This is a genomic window from Candidatus Cloacimonadota bacterium, from assembly GCA_019429305.1.
Lineage (GTDB): Bacteria > Cloacimonadota > Cloacimonadia > Cloacimonadales > JAJBBL01 > JAHYIR01.
On sequence record JAHYIR010000015.1, the window covers coordinates 1 to 16,929 of the forward strand.

Annotated in this window: 13 protein-coding genes; 4 read left to right on the forward strand and 9 right to left on the reverse strand. The window is 38.4% G+C overall.

Annotation, left to right across the window (positions count from 1 at the left end):
• Both K0B81_06715 and K0B81_06720 read right to left on the reverse strand, forming a co-directional pair.
• Positions 1–703, reverse strand: a 703-nt coding sequence (locus K0B81_06715) for a 16S rRNA (cytidine(1402)-2'-O)-methyltransferase (protein MBW6516290.1), incomplete at its 3' end; no start/stop codon positions are given.
• Entirely contained in the window at positions 684–3,110 is a 2,427-nt protein-coding gene (locus K0B81_06720; GenBank protein MBW6516291.1) for a YfhO family protein, read from the reverse strand. The genes K0B81_06715 and K0B81_06720, both read right to left, overlap by 20 nt.
• A 586-nt stretch (positions 3,111–3,696) precedes the next feature.
• Here K0B81_06720 and K0B81_06725 point away from each other — a divergent pair.
• The 4 genes from K0B81_06725 to K0B81_06740 all read left to right on the forward strand — a co-directional run bounded on the left by K0B81_06725 (position 3,697) and on the right by K0B81_06740 (position 8,579).
• A complete protein-coding gene (locus K0B81_06725) occupies positions 3,697–4,653 on the forward strand; it encodes a DUF523 and DUF1722 domain-containing protein (protein MBW6516292.1) in 957 nt (318 codons plus the stop codon).
• Positions 4,654–4,774: 121 nt separating this feature from the next.
• A complete protein-coding gene (locus K0B81_06730; GenBank protein MBW6516293.1) occupies positions 4,775–6,478 on the forward strand; it encodes a T9SS type A sorting domain-containing protein in 1,704 nt (567 codons plus the stop codon).
• 669 nt (positions 6,479–7,147) lie between these two features.
• The gene (locus K0B81_06735) at positions 7,148–7,984 is read left to right on the forward strand and encodes a hypothetical protein (GenBank protein ID MBW6516294.1); all 837 of its coding nucleotides are present in this window, start codon (positions 7,148–7,150) and stop codon (positions 7,982–7,984) included.
• Positions 7,985–8,015: 31 nt separating this feature from the next.
• A complete protein-coding gene (locus K0B81_06740; protein ID MBW6516295.1) occupies positions 8,016–8,579 on the forward strand; it encodes a nitroreductase family protein in 564 nt (187 codons plus the stop codon).
• 98 nt (positions 8,580–8,677) lie between these two features.
• Here the strand turns inward: K0B81_06740 and hutI are convergent, their stop codons facing one another.
• The 7 genes from hutI to K0B81_06775 form a co-directional block, all read right to left on the reverse strand.
• Positions 8,678–9,970, reverse strand: coding sequence for an imidazolonepropionase (gene hutI, locus K0B81_06745; GenBank protein ID MBW6516296.1), 1,293 nt, complete (start codon positions 9,968–9,970; stop codon positions 8,678–8,680).
• A gap of 10 nt (positions 9,971–9,980) precedes the next feature.
• Entirely contained in the window at positions 9,981–11,513 is a 1,533-nt protein-coding gene (locus K0B81_06750) for an AMP-binding protein (protein MBW6516297.1), read from the reverse strand.
• A gap of 277 nt (positions 11,514–11,790) precedes the next feature.
• Positions 11,791–12,882, reverse strand: a complete 1,092-nt coding sequence (locus K0B81_06755) for a metallophosphoesterase (GenBank protein MBW6516298.1) — start codon at positions 12,880–12,882, stop codon at positions 11,791–11,793.
• On the reverse strand, positions 12,879–14,168 hold the full coding sequence (locus K0B81_06760; protein ID MBW6516299.1) for a glycosyl transferase: 1,290 nt from the start codon (positions 14,166–14,168) through the stop codon (positions 12,879–12,881). The genes K0B81_06755 and K0B81_06760 overlap by 4 nt, the downstream gene beginning before the upstream one ends.
• Complete coding sequence (locus K0B81_06765) at positions 14,165–15,289, reverse strand: glycosyltransferase (GenBank protein MBW6516300.1); 1,125 nt, start codon at positions 15,287–15,289, stop codon at positions 14,165–14,167. Before K0B81_06765 ends, K0B81_06760 begins: the two co-directional genes overlap by 4 nt.
• Positions 15,286–15,840 (reverse strand): hypothetical protein, encoded by a 555-nt coding sequence (locus tag K0B81_06770; GenBank protein ID MBW6516301.1) that lies wholly within the window; start codon positions 15,838–15,840, stop codon positions 15,286–15,288. Before K0B81_06770 ends, K0B81_06765 begins: the two co-directional genes overlap by 4 nt.
• A complete protein-coding gene (locus tag K0B81_06775) occupies positions 15,818–16,663 on the reverse strand; it encodes a PHP domain-containing protein (protein ID MBW6516302.1) in 846 nt (281 codons plus the stop codon). Before K0B81_06775 ends, K0B81_06770 begins: the two co-directional genes overlap by 23 nt.
• Positions 16,664–16,929: the final 266 nt, after the last annotated feature.

Below are 16,929 nucleotides of genomic sequence, written 5' to 3' on the forward strand. Positions count from 1 at the left end.
CTTTGGGAAGTTCTTCTATCATCGTCTGTAACTCTTGCAACGTACCCGTAAAGAGTTTTTCTTCAGGATGGGTCAGCTTATAGGCAATGATCCCCTGCCGCTCCTTACCCAGAATCATTTGCATGTCTCTGAGAAATGCCTCTAATCTATATGGTGCTTCCAGAAAGAGATAATCAACATCGGCTTCTCTTTTGAGTTTCTTCAGTTCTATGATCCGTTCTTCTTTATTTGCCGGCAAAAAACCATAGTAATGGAAGCTCTGTTTCTTCCTCCCTGCAATCATCAGAGCAGCCATGATAGAAGATGCTCCCGGTACAGAAAAGACCGGAATTTGATAATAATGACATTGATAAACCAGTTTACTCCCCGGATCAGCAAAGAGAGGGGTGCCGTTATCCGATATCAGGGCAGCTGTCATTTTTTTGGTAAGAAGCTTCTCTAAGAGGATCTTGCTCTGCTTAACTTCATTATGCTCGTTTAATAGTTCCAGCGGTTTCTCGATCCCGTATTTCTTCAGGAAAGTCAACCCGACCTTTCGTTCTTCGCAGATTATCAGATCAACTTTGCTGAGTATAGCCAGTGCTCGGAGTGAGATATCTCCGGGATTACCGATATCGGTAGCGATGACATATAATCCTGCTCTTAACTCCTGTCGGAGCAATTCTTCAAGAATTTCTCCTATCTTAGTCATTTTTAATGACATAGACTATTTCGCCGCGATAGTTCTTTCTGTAATACTGGATGAGTCCAATGATGACCAGCAGCACTGTCGTTATCAGACCAAGTAGACTCATTATCAAACTTATGCGATAACTTGCCGGTTCAAATCTCATCTCCAAAAGATGTTCGCCAGGAGGTATGACTACCCCTCTGAGAATATGATTGACCGGTATAATCTCAACTTTACTCCCGTTCAGATAGGCGTTCCAACCGGCAGGATAATAGATCTCACTGACTACGAGCAGACTATTTTTGTCAGTAGTTAAGGCAAATTCTATGTTATGAAGCCCATAATCTGTCAGTTCGATGGAGCTCTCTTCCGGTGCTTCTATACCAAACATCGGCTTCTCAACAAGGGCTATTTTTGCCGGATCAAACTCCGGATGATTGAGAAAACGGAAGATTTGTCTCGACTCTTCTACTACTTCGATATGCTCAACAAACCATGCACGGGAAAGATAATCGGCATTCTCATAGATTGTCACTCGTCTATCCCGATCGTATAGAACATAGCTGAGATTATCAAATGGTAACTGAACAGGTGAGATCAGGTATTTGACATTTAGCATCTTCACTACATTCCAATTGATCGGTACCCGGTATTGAACCTCGGCATTGAGAGAATGATCGAGTATATCCTGATATCTCTGTAATTTAGCACCATGATAGCCACCTATAGTTTGGTGATAATACGCCCATCTGCTCTGCCCGAACTCTCCTCCTATCGGATAGATCCTGAACAGATCCTCATCTTCTAAGAGAAATCTGTCCGCTTCAGTATCTTGAAATGCTGCCTGGATCTCTTGTTGGGGCACTAAGTTCTTTAAATGTTTGCGGTTAACTAACATTAGATCCGATATAACTAAAACTGCTAAGATTGTCATATAGACATAAGGGGTTATACCCTTTCTCTTGAGCAGGAGATAAGTTAACAGGAAGAAAACAGTTAGAAAAGCAAAGGCAATAACACCACTTGTCTTAAACTGGCTTTGACGAACATCTTGTAAAAAGTCGATCTGATTTGGTTCATAACGACCGGTGTCGGAAGCATGTTGAAAGGGGAGAACATTCCAGAAACCGGCAGCCGATAAGATAACAAACAATAAAAACGCTATCCCTGAAAATAGCAATAACTTGCGGATCAATTTGTTAAATTTCTCGTTCCCCTCTTCCATCTTGTCGATGATCAGCTTGATCCCGTATCCGGCTAAGATTGCCATACTGAACTGCAGCAAGATAAGGATCATTGCCGGTACGCGGAACTTGTTAAAGAAAGGAAAGTAGGAGAGCAAGTAATTAGAGAGCAAAGGAAAATGTCTGCCGAAAGAGAAAAAGAGACTGACCAGTGAGACAGCAGTTAACATTTTGACAATGCGGGATTTCCAGTGAAAGATCGCCAATAACGCCAGTGCAAAGATTATGATACCCATATACATATGTGTTTGGGTAAACGGCATCCAGCCCCAATAGAAGGGTGAAATGCCACCAAAAAACTCCGGTATGATAAAAGTCAGGATCTCCAAGGGATGAAAAGACCAGCTGGTGGCGTAATCTCGACCCAACCCTGTATCACCACCACGGATAGTATAATGCCCATATTCCCAAACACTTAAATAGGGCTGTGCTACCGCCAATCCAACTATTAACAGGGTTATGACAAAGAGAATTACTGCTGTTAAGAACTCCTTACTCTTGTAATCTTTCAAATGCCAGAAGAGACTAAAAATTCCGTAAACTAAGATCATTAACATCGTGTAATATGTTATCTGGGCATGATTTTCCCGGAACTGCAGGATAAGAAACATCGCCGTTAAACCCATACCAAGAAGATCTCTGTTCTTAAAGAGATAATTGACAGCCCAGAATATCCAAGGGATATATATTATTGCTCGGTATTTCGTATCGTGACCGATCTCTATCAACCCTATGAAATGACAGGAGAGAGCAAATGCCATCCCGGAAATGAATGCCTGTAACGGCTTAAAACCGAGTGACAACATGAGAATATACATTCCTAACCCGGCAAGAAACATATAAAATACCCGCCAGTTGATCAGGTAAGTGGTAAAGAAATCAAAGATGTTTTTCACAAAGGGATAACGCGCCGGATAGCTGATCAAATAACCGGGCATACCGGAAAACAGATTACTGTTCCAGAGAGCTAAATCTGGATTCTCTTCATTATATCTGATCTGCACCTCTGCAGCACCACGCCATTGCAGATTATCATTAGATTTAGGAGCATAACCGAGATATCCCATCCTAATAAAGAAGATCGATAATAAGACAAGTATCAACCCTATAAAGAGTAAATGGTTATAACGATGATTAACTAATGGTTCAAGAAAGTCTCTCTTCACGATTGGTTCTAACTTCTTCTTTTTCTTCATCTTACCTTACCTTGCAGAATTTTCTTTAATTTACAGCTCTGGACTTTCCAGTCAATAAAAAAGAGATAAGCATGTCCATGGGAAGCAAAGCAAGCATTGGACCACGGAGAAACAGAGAACACGGAGAAAAGAATGAGATGCCCCAGCGGAATAATAGCAAGAAGTAAATGTTATATCATTAAAAAACAATATGATAGATACATTATAAAAACGTGTCATCCTGAGTATTCTGCTGGCAGCTTCTTGCTTAACTTACAGCAGAATGTATCGAACCGAGGATAACGCTTCTTTGTGGCTGCTTCCGAGCTCGGCGAAGCCAACAAAGGAGATAGGTATAGCAAGTCTATTGGGAGTGGAGCAAGCATTGAACACGGATACACACGGATTGAATACATTGATGCACCAGCGGAAGCATAGCAGGAAGGAATAGAACGCGGATCTGACGGGAAAAGAAGATCAAACGGATAAAATGCATTGTAGGGGCGACCGGTGGTTGCCCTTTTTTATACAAAGACCGATGTCTAAGCTACAAAAACCTTGCCAAAAAGAGTATACAGGAAATCAGTTTGCTCCATGGAGGTTAGGAATGAATGAAGATAGAATAAGATTAGGCATCAGTACATGTCTCTTAGGAGAAAAAGTTCGTTATGACGGACAGCATAAATATGATCGTTTCTTGGTGGAGACTCTCGGTCCTTACGTTGAGTATGTTCCGGTATGTCCGGAAGTCGAAAGTGGTTTACCAATACCGCGAGAGGCAATGCGTTTGGTGGGTGATCCGCAAAATCCGAAACTGCTGACTACCAACACCGGCATAGATCATACTGACCGGATGCTCAATTTTTCAAGAAAAAAAGTGAAAGATATACATAAAGAACAACTTTGTGGTTTCGTTTTCAAAAGTAAATCTCCCAGCAGCGGAATGGAAAGGGTTAAGGTTTACTCAGAAAAGGGAGGCACAGCCCAGAAAAATGGTGTCGGCTTATTTGCTCGTGAATTTATGAACTCCTTCCCTCTTTTGCCTGTAGAAGAAGATGGCAGACTTAATGATCCGCTTTTAAGAGAAAATTTTATTGAACGGATCTTTATTATGCATCGTTGGCAACAAATGCTCAATAACAAACCTAAAGTTGGAGAGCTGGTCAAGTTTCATACCAAACATAAGTTATTGATCATGGCTCACAGTCCTGAACATTATAGAGTTTTAGGAAAACTCGTTGCTGATGCTGCTAAAAATCCCTTCGCTGAAATTGCAGAAAGATATCTGACTCTCTTGATGGAAGGAACAAAGAGAATAGCTACCCGTCGTAAACATCAAAATGTACTGCTTCATATCTTGGGTTATTTCAAGAAAGATCTAACATCCGATGAAAAAGCTGAACTACTGGAGATCATTGAGCAGTTTAAAACAGAACACCTACCCTTGATTGTTCCAATTACCCTTATTAACCATTATGTTAGGAAATATCACAAACCATATTTGGCAGAGCAATACTATCTCAATCCACATCCGAAAGAGCTGAACTTACGAAATCATTGCTGAAAAAGTCATAAGCAGATCCCTGCTTGAAATACTAATTGACAAAATGACTTATGTTTAGTGATATCATTTGTGTCTTAGGGATAAAATAAAATTAAACCTATAAACTTTGGAGGAGAAGATTATGAAAACAATGATAATTGAAAGAGTGTTTATACTCTTGTTAGCCGTTATGTTTACTTCGACAAGCATCTTTGCCGGTATCAATGTTAACTCATTGGAAAATGATGAAGCAATGCGGGAAAAATTGAAGATTCTTGAGAAAAGAGCAGCAGAAGAAATATCTATTGAGGATTATAATTTAAACAAAGCAAGAGCAGAACAAAGTGATCCGCAAAAAGAATTATTCCGCTGGGATGACAATATCTGGGTCTTTAACTCAACAAATCATGAAAAACACCCTTCGATGTGTTATGATGTCAATAACGATGAGCGAATTTTCATAGCAGCAGAGATTTGGGAAGCTAATACTGTTCCGAAGGATATTGCTATCAAAAGGAGTGTTGATCACGGAGAAAACTGGACAATGACGAATGATAATTATTATCTCATTCCTGGAATTGTAGAACATCCCTATATGATGCCTAAGCTATATCAGATATCTGCCGATAAGATAGGTATGATTTATGTACGACAGTATGATGTCGATGATTGGGATGTTTATTTCAGAAGCTTTTCAACCGCTAACGTTTCGGAAAACGAAGAATCGTCTGTTGATGTAACTATCGCAAAGTTAACAAAACCATCTCTATGCTCCGATTATCTGACTTTTTCCAATGAACCGTATATCCATGCCGTTTATATCAATGGGTCTGCTTCTCCGAGACAATTGTTATACAAGAGAAGTGTTGACCTCGGTATTTCATGGCAAGCACCTCAGATATTAGCGACCATTAGTCCCTTGGTTGATAGTGATAATTTACATACTTCGATTGATGTTTTTGGGACTAATATCGCCATCACTTATGTCGATAGAGAAGGTGATCATGAAGCTATCAAAGTTTTAGTTTCCAACAATTCAGGTAGCACTTGGGGTTCTCCGATCACTATCTCTTCTGATAAAGATCTGGGATTACCGCAAATACGAGTTGTAGATAACAATAATATTATTGTAGTATTCGAATATTGGTTCACTGAGCTCGACGTAGATATACATTACGCCTATTCCAATAACGCCGGAAGTACTTTTACCGATAATCTTCCTTTAGCACAACAAGTATATCATGAACGCTTCCCAAATATTTCATCCTTTAAGACCGGTTCAGTCGGCAGTGATGTCTATGTCGTCTATACAATGTTGCCTGATGAGGTCTATGTTACTAAAGCACTCGATCTCGATTTTGAAGATTGGTCTGAACCTGCACCCATAAAACAAACCGAAACAGATGTCAGTGAGAGTGATATCAGTGCGATTATTGTATTGCCGATCAATGGTGTGCCGAAAAGCGCTGTTGCTTGGGCTGAACACTGGTCAGTAGATGATATAGATATCTATTTCGATGGTGAATGGCGTGAAGAAACCAGTGTTGATGACATAGAGACGATAACAAATGCTACTATACTAAGGGGTAACTATCCCAATCCTTTTAATCCAGATACAAACATAGAATTTTATTTGGCTGAAGCCGGTGTTGTCTCTATCAACATTTATAATATCAAAGGTCAAAAGGTTAAAACCCTGATCAATGATATGTTACATGTCGGTGAACATAGAATTGTCTGGAACGGAGAGAATGACAATGGTCAGATAGTAAGTAGTGGTATCTATTTCTATAATATGACTACCCAAAACTACTCCGAAACGAAGAAGATGATCCTGATGAAATAAAATTGACGAACCAGCGGAAGGCGAAGCAAGAAGAGAATAGAACACGGATTGGACAGAAAAATAAGATCAAACGGATAAATGCATTGTAGGGGCGGTTGACTTCGTCGAGCTCGGAAGCAGCCACAAAGCCAACGAATGTGTTGACTTCGTCGAGCTCGGAAGCAGCCACAATGAAGCAATTTCCTCGGTTCGCTATGCTCCGGGTTTGTTTAATGTAGCAAAGCAAGACAATAAATAATCATGCCCCGCAGGGGTATGAAATAAGATAGCCTGGCACTTCAGTGTCAGGTATTGAATGGATCTGTTCCCGCCCGTCACCCAAATGGAGCGGAGCTCCATTACCTGAGGTTGAAACCTCAGGCTATGATATGTCACCCATCGCTAAAGCTCAGGACAGGGTTGGCAAAGCTATCCACACCGATGAAAAAACAATGAAAGCAGATAAAAAAAATTGATGCACCAGCGGAAGCTTAATAGGTAGAAATAGAACGCGGATTTGACGGAAAATGAAGATTATACGGATAAAAAAACTAGGTTTCAGGTGTTGGGTTTTAAAGCATAAGGGATAAAAAATTGGAGGGGTGACCTGTGTTTACCCATTTGATATAAACAATTACAGTTGACAAAATAGGGTATTGTTGAGATAAAAAGATTAAATTGGAGGTTCTTATGAAGATATTAATTATTCTGTTATCGGTTCTGTTGTTCATAAGCTGTCTGTTTGCATCGGAATTTGACGAAAATCTGCAACAATTATTGGAAGAAGATGGCAAAGCTTACGTCAAACCTTTGGTAACTGCTTATGGTTCTAATTTGAATTCTGGATTGTATAACACAGCCGATGTCTTAAAACCGAGTATTCTGAGACCGATCAGATTTGGTTTTACTTTCCATACAATGTTAGCCATGATACCGAGTTCTGACAAGACTTTCGAAGCTTCTTTAGTAGAGGGAAATACTTCTACTGTCTTCGGAGATAAAGGTATAACAGGTTACCCCGATGGTTTTAATGTCTCGATGCTGCCATTATTTGTTCCTCAATTCCGCTTTGGGTTACCTGCCGGTAATGAATTGCTGGTACGTTATCTGCCTCCATTAGAATTACAGGACTATGGAGATGTAACCTTTTGGGGAGTTGGTTTAAAGCATAGTATAGATCAATACATTCCGCTATTCCCAATTAATCTGGCTGTACAGGGTGCATATCAATCATTTTCTGTCGGTGAGCTTGTTGATATAACAAGCTTTGCCGTCAATGCCCATGCCAGTAAGTCCTTGTTGATGTGGACATTATATGGTGGTCTCGGCTATGAAGAGACGACATTAAAAGCTAAGTATGATCACATATCAGATCCCGATCCGGTCGAATTCGAAGTCAAAGGGGATAATAACTTCCGTATGACAGCCGGATTCCGATATGCAATTCTACCCTTTATTCACCTTAATGCAGACTACACAATATCTCAATATCAAGTAATCACCTTAGGTTTAGGATTATCTTTGTAAAACGACTTTTTATAAGCAAGGGAGGGGTTTCATGGAATTTAATGACCTCTTAATGACCCGTAAAAGTGTTCGCAGTTATCTTTCTGAACCGATACCGGATGATGTTCTACAGGGAATATTAGAAGCAGGACGTAATGCTCCATCTTTCCAAAACAAACAGTGCTGGCGCTTTGTTGTGATCAATAACAGAGAAGAGATCAAACGGTTCTCGTCCAACATTGGATTAATCGGAAAAGTAAATTTCTTTATCAAAGATGCTCCAATAATCATTGTTGGGTGTGCCGATCCTGCAAAAAGTGGAACTGTTAACAAACAGAGCTATTATCTGGTAGATACCACAATTGCCTTCCAACAAATGATGCTAGCTGCCTGGAATTATGGGATTGGTAGTTGCTGGATGGCTGCTTTTGATGAAGATAAGGTTAAGAAGTTTCTCTCGATCCCGAAAAATATCCGCGTCGTTGCTATCAGCCCCTTTGGATATCCTAAAGCCAAAGAATCAATTTATGGTAAGGTGATCAAACTATTTGCCAGTAGTAACTTTAGACAAAAAATAGATGAAATGGTCTGCTATAATAAGTGGACTTTTGAATAAACTTATCCTTCATTAAATTCTGCACCGTATTTGCCGGCTCTATTGAACAGAGCTAAAAATTTGGTGCAGAACAATCAGGATGAAAATATTATCATAAACTAATTATTAATAAGATCTCCTATGATCTGAAGATCACGATTTTGGTAGATCGTTTTACCTTTTTTAATCACAATCGATACATTATTACTGCCGAAGTGATAGGGGAGATAACGATAAGAAGGCATATCCATTATCAAAATATCTGCCTGTTTTCCCTCTTCAATACTGCCGAGTATATCCCCTGCTCCTAAAGAATATGCGGCATTGATCGTTGCGGCAGTAATGGCTTCGGCGACTGTCATCTTCATTTGCAGGGTAGCCAGCGTTATTATGAATTGCATACTGTCACAGTTACAGCTACCGGGATTATAGTCAGTAGCAAGAGCTACCGGCAATCCTGAATCTATCATCTCTCTTGCTTTAGCATAATTCTTTAGACCCAGACTAAAGATTGTTCCGGGTAAGAGAATAGGGATGACTCCGCTCTCTTTCATAGCTCTGATCCCTTCAGGTGAAGCAGCTCCGAGATGATCGGCTGAAACAGCTCCTAGTTCAGCAGCTAACTCTGAACCACCTATTGGTTTTAACTCGTCAGCATGCATACGGATCTTGAAACCTAACTCTTTCGCTCTCTGTAATATTCTGCGCGATTCCTCAACCGTATAAACATGCTCTTCAGTAAAGATGTCACAGTATTCGGCAAGTTTCTCGTTAGCTACAGCAGGAAGCATTTCATCTATTAAAATCTTGATATACTCTTCTCTGTTATCTTTGTATTCTGTCGGAAACTCATGTGCTCCCAAAAACGTAGCTACAATATCTATCGGTAGCGTTTCTTTAAGCTTTTTTATAACACGGAGCATTTTCAATTCACTATCGGTTGATAGACCATATCCACTCTTAGCTTCGATCATAGTTGTTCCACAACTGATCATGCGCATAATCCGCTTTTGGGCTAACCGGTAGAGCTCTTCTTCTGTAGCGTTGCGAACTGCCGCTATACTCGATCTTATACCACCGCCACTTTGAGAGATCTCTACATAGGATTTCCCCATGATCCGCATTTCAAACTCATTCTCTCTGGTATGATAAAAGACCGGATGGGTATGCGGATCAACAAATCCGGGCATTACGACATTATCACTGCAATCTATCTGCTCGGTTGAAATAAAGTTAGCTAAGATATTCTGGGAGTTTCCAACCCCTTTTATTCTCCCTTTATCAATAGCAATAGCCCCTTCATAAATGATGCCGATATCATTCATGTCTTTCCCGCATCGTGGTATTTGCTCACCCCTAAGTGTCAGCAGTTCCTTCGCATTATATAGAATCAAATCAACTTTGGTTTTCATATCTTAATCCTTATTTAGCTTTTTGCTCGTCCCGTTTTTCTCGACAGATCTTCTCTACTTCTCGGAAATCTACTTTACCACTTGGCATCATAGGTAGATCCTCTATTACATAAAATTCTTTCGGTATTGCAATAGGAGGTAACTTATCCCGTAGATGTTTGATCATATCATTTTTATCGATCTGTTCTGTTGTGACACAGGCAACTATGTCAGCACCCTTTTCCAGATTAGGTACATCAACCACACAACATACGCTACCCTCGGGGATAATCTCTTCTAATAATCCCTCTATCTTGACCAAAGAAATCATTTCGCCACCTATCTTTACAAATCTCTTTAATCTACCTCTATGCCAGAGATACCCCTCTTCATCAAGAACACCCATATCGCCTGTATCGTACCAACCATCTTTGATGCGGAGAGAAGTCTCTTCCAGATCACCAAAATAACCTTTCATGACCAGATCTCCCTTTACAAGGATCTTTCCTTCCTGGCCAGCAGGAAGCTCTTTACCTGTTTCTATATCACAGATCTTCAGAGATACTCCCGGTAAAGGTCTTCCCACACTTCCCGGTTTATCATCTGTTGGTGTATTGGTTGATATTACCGGACTGGTCTCTGTCGTCCCATAACCCTCGTTAATCGTCAAATTATGCTTCTTGATATAGGCCTGCCTGATTCGGGGTTGTAATTTGTCTGCTCCGGCGATGGCAATTCTCACAGATTTAAAAGTATCGGTATCTGCTTTCTTTAGATATCCCCAGAAAAATGTAGGGGTTCCAACCATAACAGAAACCTGATATTTTTTGATAGCATCACAAATACTCTTATAATCAAGCGGATTGGGTACTCCTACAATAGTAGCCCCTAAATATATGGGAAGCCAGAGATTAACCGTCAACCCGAAAACATGAAAATAAGGAAGATTAGTAATGAAAATATCCTCAGATGATAGGTTGATTATTTTGGGTACATTCTCAATATTATGCATAAAATTACGATGAGTCAGTTGAACAGCTTTTGGTTCTTTTTCACTCCCGCTGGTAAAAAGAATAATTGCTGTTTCATCTTCGTTTCCATCATGAATTGTAGTTTTTAAGAGTGAGAGCGGAATTTTTGACTTGATAAGAGCTCCTAATTTCTTGAAATATGTTATCTTTGCTAACCAGTCTTCAATAAAAACCATGCCCTCAATTGGTTCTAAATTTAGCTTTTCTAACATACGTCTGCTTGTAATAATAGTACGAAAATAACACTTGTTTTGCGCATAATGGGCATTTTCCAATGCTCCTGTAGAATAATTTATTAGAGCAGGTACCTTACCGTTCATGAGACTACCAAGAATTGCCAAAATACTTCCTGCCCCTGGAGGCAGCATGATCCCAATATACTTACCTGAGTAGTATGAAATCTTGTCTTTCAGCAATAAACTACCAATTAGAAGTTGGTTATAACTGAAAGTTCTATCAGTTATCGTATCAAAAAGGGCTGTTTTTTTCCCCTGAGAATGTGCTTTGTTGATAAAAACCCACTGCAGTTGCATATTTTACCTCTTTATTTAACTAAATATTAGGATGATAAAACTAAATGAAGTGTCAAATACTTTGTTCAACGAGTTAAAACTTGCGGAAGAATAGCAGGGTTTTATCCACGGAACCGAGGAAATCACTTCTTCGTGGCTGCTTCCGAGCTCGGCGAAGCCATCGACACAGACAAAAAAGAAAAAACACAGATAAAAAAACTAGGTCTTAGGTGATAGGTATTAGGGGTTTATTGTAGGGGGTCCAGTGGTCGCCATTTTTCACAGACTTAAGTTTATGCTACTTCTGAGGATATATGTTAAAGACAGCTATCTCGTTACGGGAAAAGAGTCTCATGGGTGGTCCCCAAGTATCAATACCCGATGTTGTATAAATACTAACTCCATTCTCTTCATATAAACCATAAGGATATCTAAAAAACAGACCAATAAAGAAACTCAGTGGTGGTATCTGTCCTCGATGTGTGTGCCCTCCCAAGATCAGATCAGCACTATAAGAGATTGCTTCTTTATAATATAGAGGTTGATGAGAGATAAAAATGATATATTTGTCGGTATCGATACCTTTCATTGCCTTTTCAACATCCGGAGGATCTATGGAAGCTGTTCTATCAGTAACACCTGCTAAGATAATATCTTCGGTAATATAAATGTTGTCGTTTAATAGATTGATTATCCCGGCATCTTGTGTGAAAGAGTAATAGGAACCTATTTTACTATAATAATCATGATTACCCGGAACAGCATAAATACCAAGCTGTGGATTTAGTGTATAAAAATATGGAGCCAGATGTTTTAGCTTATCATATGGTTCGTCGATCAAATCGCCAGCAATAATTATTGCATCCGGATCCAATCGATTAATGGCGATAAGATTTCTTTCCAACCTTTTTATGTTTGTATTGCTCATTAAATGAAATTCTGAAGTAAGGACTATCTTGAATGGATCGGCATCTTCCGAGATCTTATCGCTATAGATATCATACTCTATGATCTGTGGAGGTCTGAGATTATTATAATAGCTAACAATAGATAAGAAGACTGCTAAAAACAGGAGCAGTGTAGTTGAATATCTTGAGATTTTGGGAATGATCAGCAAAATCAACAGATTGATAACCATTAAAGTGAATAATATTGCTAAGACACCCAGCCAAATATTGCCAATCAGAGATAACCAGTAAACTCCCCAGATACGTTTTAACAATTCACCCCAAACCAAAACAAAAGTTAGAACAAGTAAAACCAAGATGATCAATCCGCGAGTTTTACGGGAAGGTTTATAAGCTCTTACTATTGGAAAATAGATGACCCAGTTGAGAAGAAAAAATGCAATCAGAATGAATAGTAAAAATATAATAGGATGGCTCCTCATTTCCACTTTTTATTAAGTGATATTTGCTCCAAAATTTCTGACAATTCTTTTGTTTGATTAGGGGCAGAGAGTTTACTTATTTCAGTCGAATTCTTAATGTTGGTTCTTTTGTTCCATTTTTTGTAGAGTTCGGTCACGATGTTAACAAAGCCCTCTCTATCATCGTATTCAACCATTTTTCCTGCGTTGTATTTCTCCAATATTTCTGCCGCTTCACCATCTGTTGGTCCAATACCAATTATAAAAGTTTTTGAACCTATATATTCAAATAACTTGGAGGTTAATATCCCTTTGTTATCAGAACATTTGTTTATCAAGAGAATTAGTATGTCAGCATTGCTCATCTCACTGATCGCCCTCAAATGATTAAGATAACCAATGCTTCTGATATGAAGATAAGGAAAATCTCTTTCATACTTTGCTACTCCGGATAATGTTCCGACAAAGCTAAATTCAATATTACCGATCTTTCGTTCCTTACTAATCTCGTTCAACCAATTCAGCGGTTTTTTTATGTCCTGACCTTCAGTTAACTTACCGACATATTTGATGCGAAAGAATGAAGAAGATATAATATCGGTATTAAAATAGTCTTCAGGATCATAACCATTGCTGAGCACCTGTTTATTACCAGCAGGTAGTGAGTCTGCTATAGAATTGGATATAATCAAACTTAAATCGGCTTTTTCAAGGACTGTCTTTTCAAAATTTTGGTTGATTTTATGGAGAATCTTGTTTTGGGGTAAATCCTGCAGATAGTATATCTTTGTCCAGGGATCACGAAAGTCGGCAATCCAGTTTATCAGGATCTTCTTCTTAATTTCCAGACCAACGAGGTGAGTAGAATGAGGAGGTCCTGTTGTAACAACCAAATCATATCTTTTCTTTCTAATTTCATCCAAGGCAGTATTGAAGGCAATTTTGTTCCAGACTACCCTACTATCCGGAACTACCATGTTGATCCTCATCCAATAGAGTGACTTCTTCAAGAAACTATCTTCCTTAGATGTTCGTAAACTACCGTATGGATAATTATCATCTTTATCGGATTTAATCATCTTGAATATTTGATTAAAGGCAGGGGTCTTTGTTCTGATTACTTTTACCTCATCAGGGATCTTTTTACAGAGAGAGGAGTCAAAGACAGGATAATCGCCTTCAGAAGTAGTAACTACTGTCGGCATCCATCCATATTTAGGTAAATAGCGGATAAATCTTAACCAGCGTTGTACCCCTGCTCCTCCACAAGGAGGAAAATAATAGGAAATTAGAAGTAATCTTTTCATAAACTCTCTACTAATAATTCTACAAACTTATCCCAAGAATAGTTTGTCTTATGATCCTTTATATTCTGTTTAACAATACCTTCATCCAGGGAGAAATATTGAACTATTGCTTTTGCCAAATCATTCTCTGATAACGATTCCGTTATTAGTCCTGTCTTGCCTGGAATCACCATATCGGGTAAACTCCCTACCGGGGTAACAACTACTCCCAGATCCATTGCATAGGCAGTCTGTAAGACTCCGCTTTGCGTTGCCTGAAGATACGGTAATACCAAAACATCTGCTCCTTTATAATATAACTCAACTTGATCAGAACCGATATACTCATTTTGGAGATTGATATCTACTTCCAAACCTGTTTGTTTGATTAACTCTTTATAATAACGTTTGTTACCGTATATCTCACCAGCTATAATAAGAAAAGCATCAGATATTTTCTCCTTTACCAACGGAAAACTCTTAATAAGAAGGTCAACTCCTTTGTAGGGCTTGATGTAGCCAAAGAAGAGGATTACTTTTCTATTCTTTAAACCAAGTTTTTCTTTGGCACTTTCCTTTGAATATCTATTCTGATTATGAAAATCATAAAGAGGGTGAAACCCTTGGATGACTTGCACTTCCGAAGATTTGATCAGTTTCAAAGCATCTTCATAGACACTTTTTGAAAGAGTCATTATGATATTAGAACTATTCAGTAATCTCTTGGTCAATTGCTTACTCATGAACCATTTTTCGTGAAAATTAATATTATGAGCTAAGATCATTGTTCTAATGCCTTTTTTCTTTAAACGTCTTATCAGATAAAGATAAGATGGGACAAAGTAGGGGAGAAAGAAACTAAAACAGACAACATCAGGTCGAAATGTCAGGGTTTCATGTAGTGTTTTCTTAAATGTAAAAGGATTATAAGGGGTTAGTACTCTAGTTGAAAATATATCTGAGAAATTTGAACACTCTTCTGTTTGGGTTTTACCCGGAAATAGTAAAGCTGGATACTGTTGATTAAAATTGATTAGTTTGGTTTGATGATTCTTTTTTATTAACTCTCGATATAAGCAGTCGCTAAAATAGGCAATTCCTCCGCGAAAAGGATATACCGGTCCTATAATAACAATTCTCATTCCTGTCGTTCTTCTTTTTCCCTTGCTTCAGCACGTTCTTCTTCTGTCAGCGTGACATTCCTCATAAACTCATCTACTGCCAAATGGGGGCACATCTCGGCAATACTGTTAATAATCTCTAACATATTAGGAAAAACCATCGTAAAGATCAGCTCTTTCTCTCTTTCATTTAATTGATAAGTTAGTTTTATTGCCCTTGTTTTCCCCTGATAAAGTGCTAATCTTTTGATATCTTCCCATCTAATGAAAACACTCCTGTTAGCAATATAGCGGAACTCTATCCCTTCTGATTTAAAACGAATAGAGTTGAGTGAGAATAGATTCCGGAGTAGTGAATGGATAGCCAGAAAGATGATTACAAAAGGTACAATTTTATGTATAGTGGAAGAATCTGCATCTATACCAGTAAAGATGTAATAAACTGCATAAGTTATGGCAAAGAGTGATAATAAGATAACAAGCCATCGAACAAACTGATTAAAGCGATATGTTCTGGGGAAACCCTTCTTTTTATTGATATCGATCAAGTTATACGCTTCGAACTTCTTCATTTAGACTTTCCTGATAATAGTTGCTGAACTCTTCCCAAATCATAACAGGTATACTAAATTTTCCAAAATCTTGTATCTCTTCTTGTTCTCCATGGAAATCTGAACCACCGGTTATCAATAAGTTATTTTCATTCGCTATTTGGGTAAAGAGATTAATAGCATAGTTAGATGATTTAGGACAATGAACCTCCAAACCCTTGATCCCCATATCAATTAAACCCATAATTATTGATATATTGTCCAATTTATGAGGATGAGCCAGTACAGATATACCACCCGCAGAATGGATCATCTCGATCGTTTTTTCTGCAGGTAAAGTAACTTTTTGCTCATAAGCTGGACTTTTATCGTGCAGGTATTTATCAAAAGCTTCTTTGATAGAAGAGCAATATTTTTGGGCTACTAAAGCCCTGGCAATATGCATTCTACCAATTATACCCGATCTCTCTGTCTCAGCTAACAGAGAATCAATATCTATATCGAGTCCTAAATCAGCTAATTTTAAAACAATTTTTTTGGCTCGATCGATCCTGTTCTCATTGATATAATCAAATAAAGAGAGTAAATTAGGATGTTCATCATCATAATAATATGCCAAGATATGAACTTCACTATCTTCATAATTGCTGCTCAACTCAACCCCGGGAATAAGAGTTAATCCATACTTGGGAGCAATATCTTTTACCGATAAGTAGGCTTCAATATTATCATGATCTGTTATAGAAATAACATTATAGTTATGTTTTCTACATAAAGATAAAAGATCACCAGGGTCAAGCCTACCATCCGAGTAATTCGTATGTAGGTGTAAATCAATTTTCACATATCTATCCTTAAATATTAATTTCTCTTTTCTTGTTTCTTTAAATTCTCTGCAGAGTAATGGTCAAGTTTTTTCCAGATTTCAGGGATTCTTATCTCATGATAAGTTTTAGAAATACAAATACCTGTAAAAAAGGGGGGTTCTTGAACCGAGGAATTATCATCTTTGTGGCTGCTTCCGAGCTCGACGAAGTCAACCGCCAGTACAAAGTATTTTAAACATATTTGTCTTTATTTGTGAATATCATTTTGTATTTGTGTGAATTA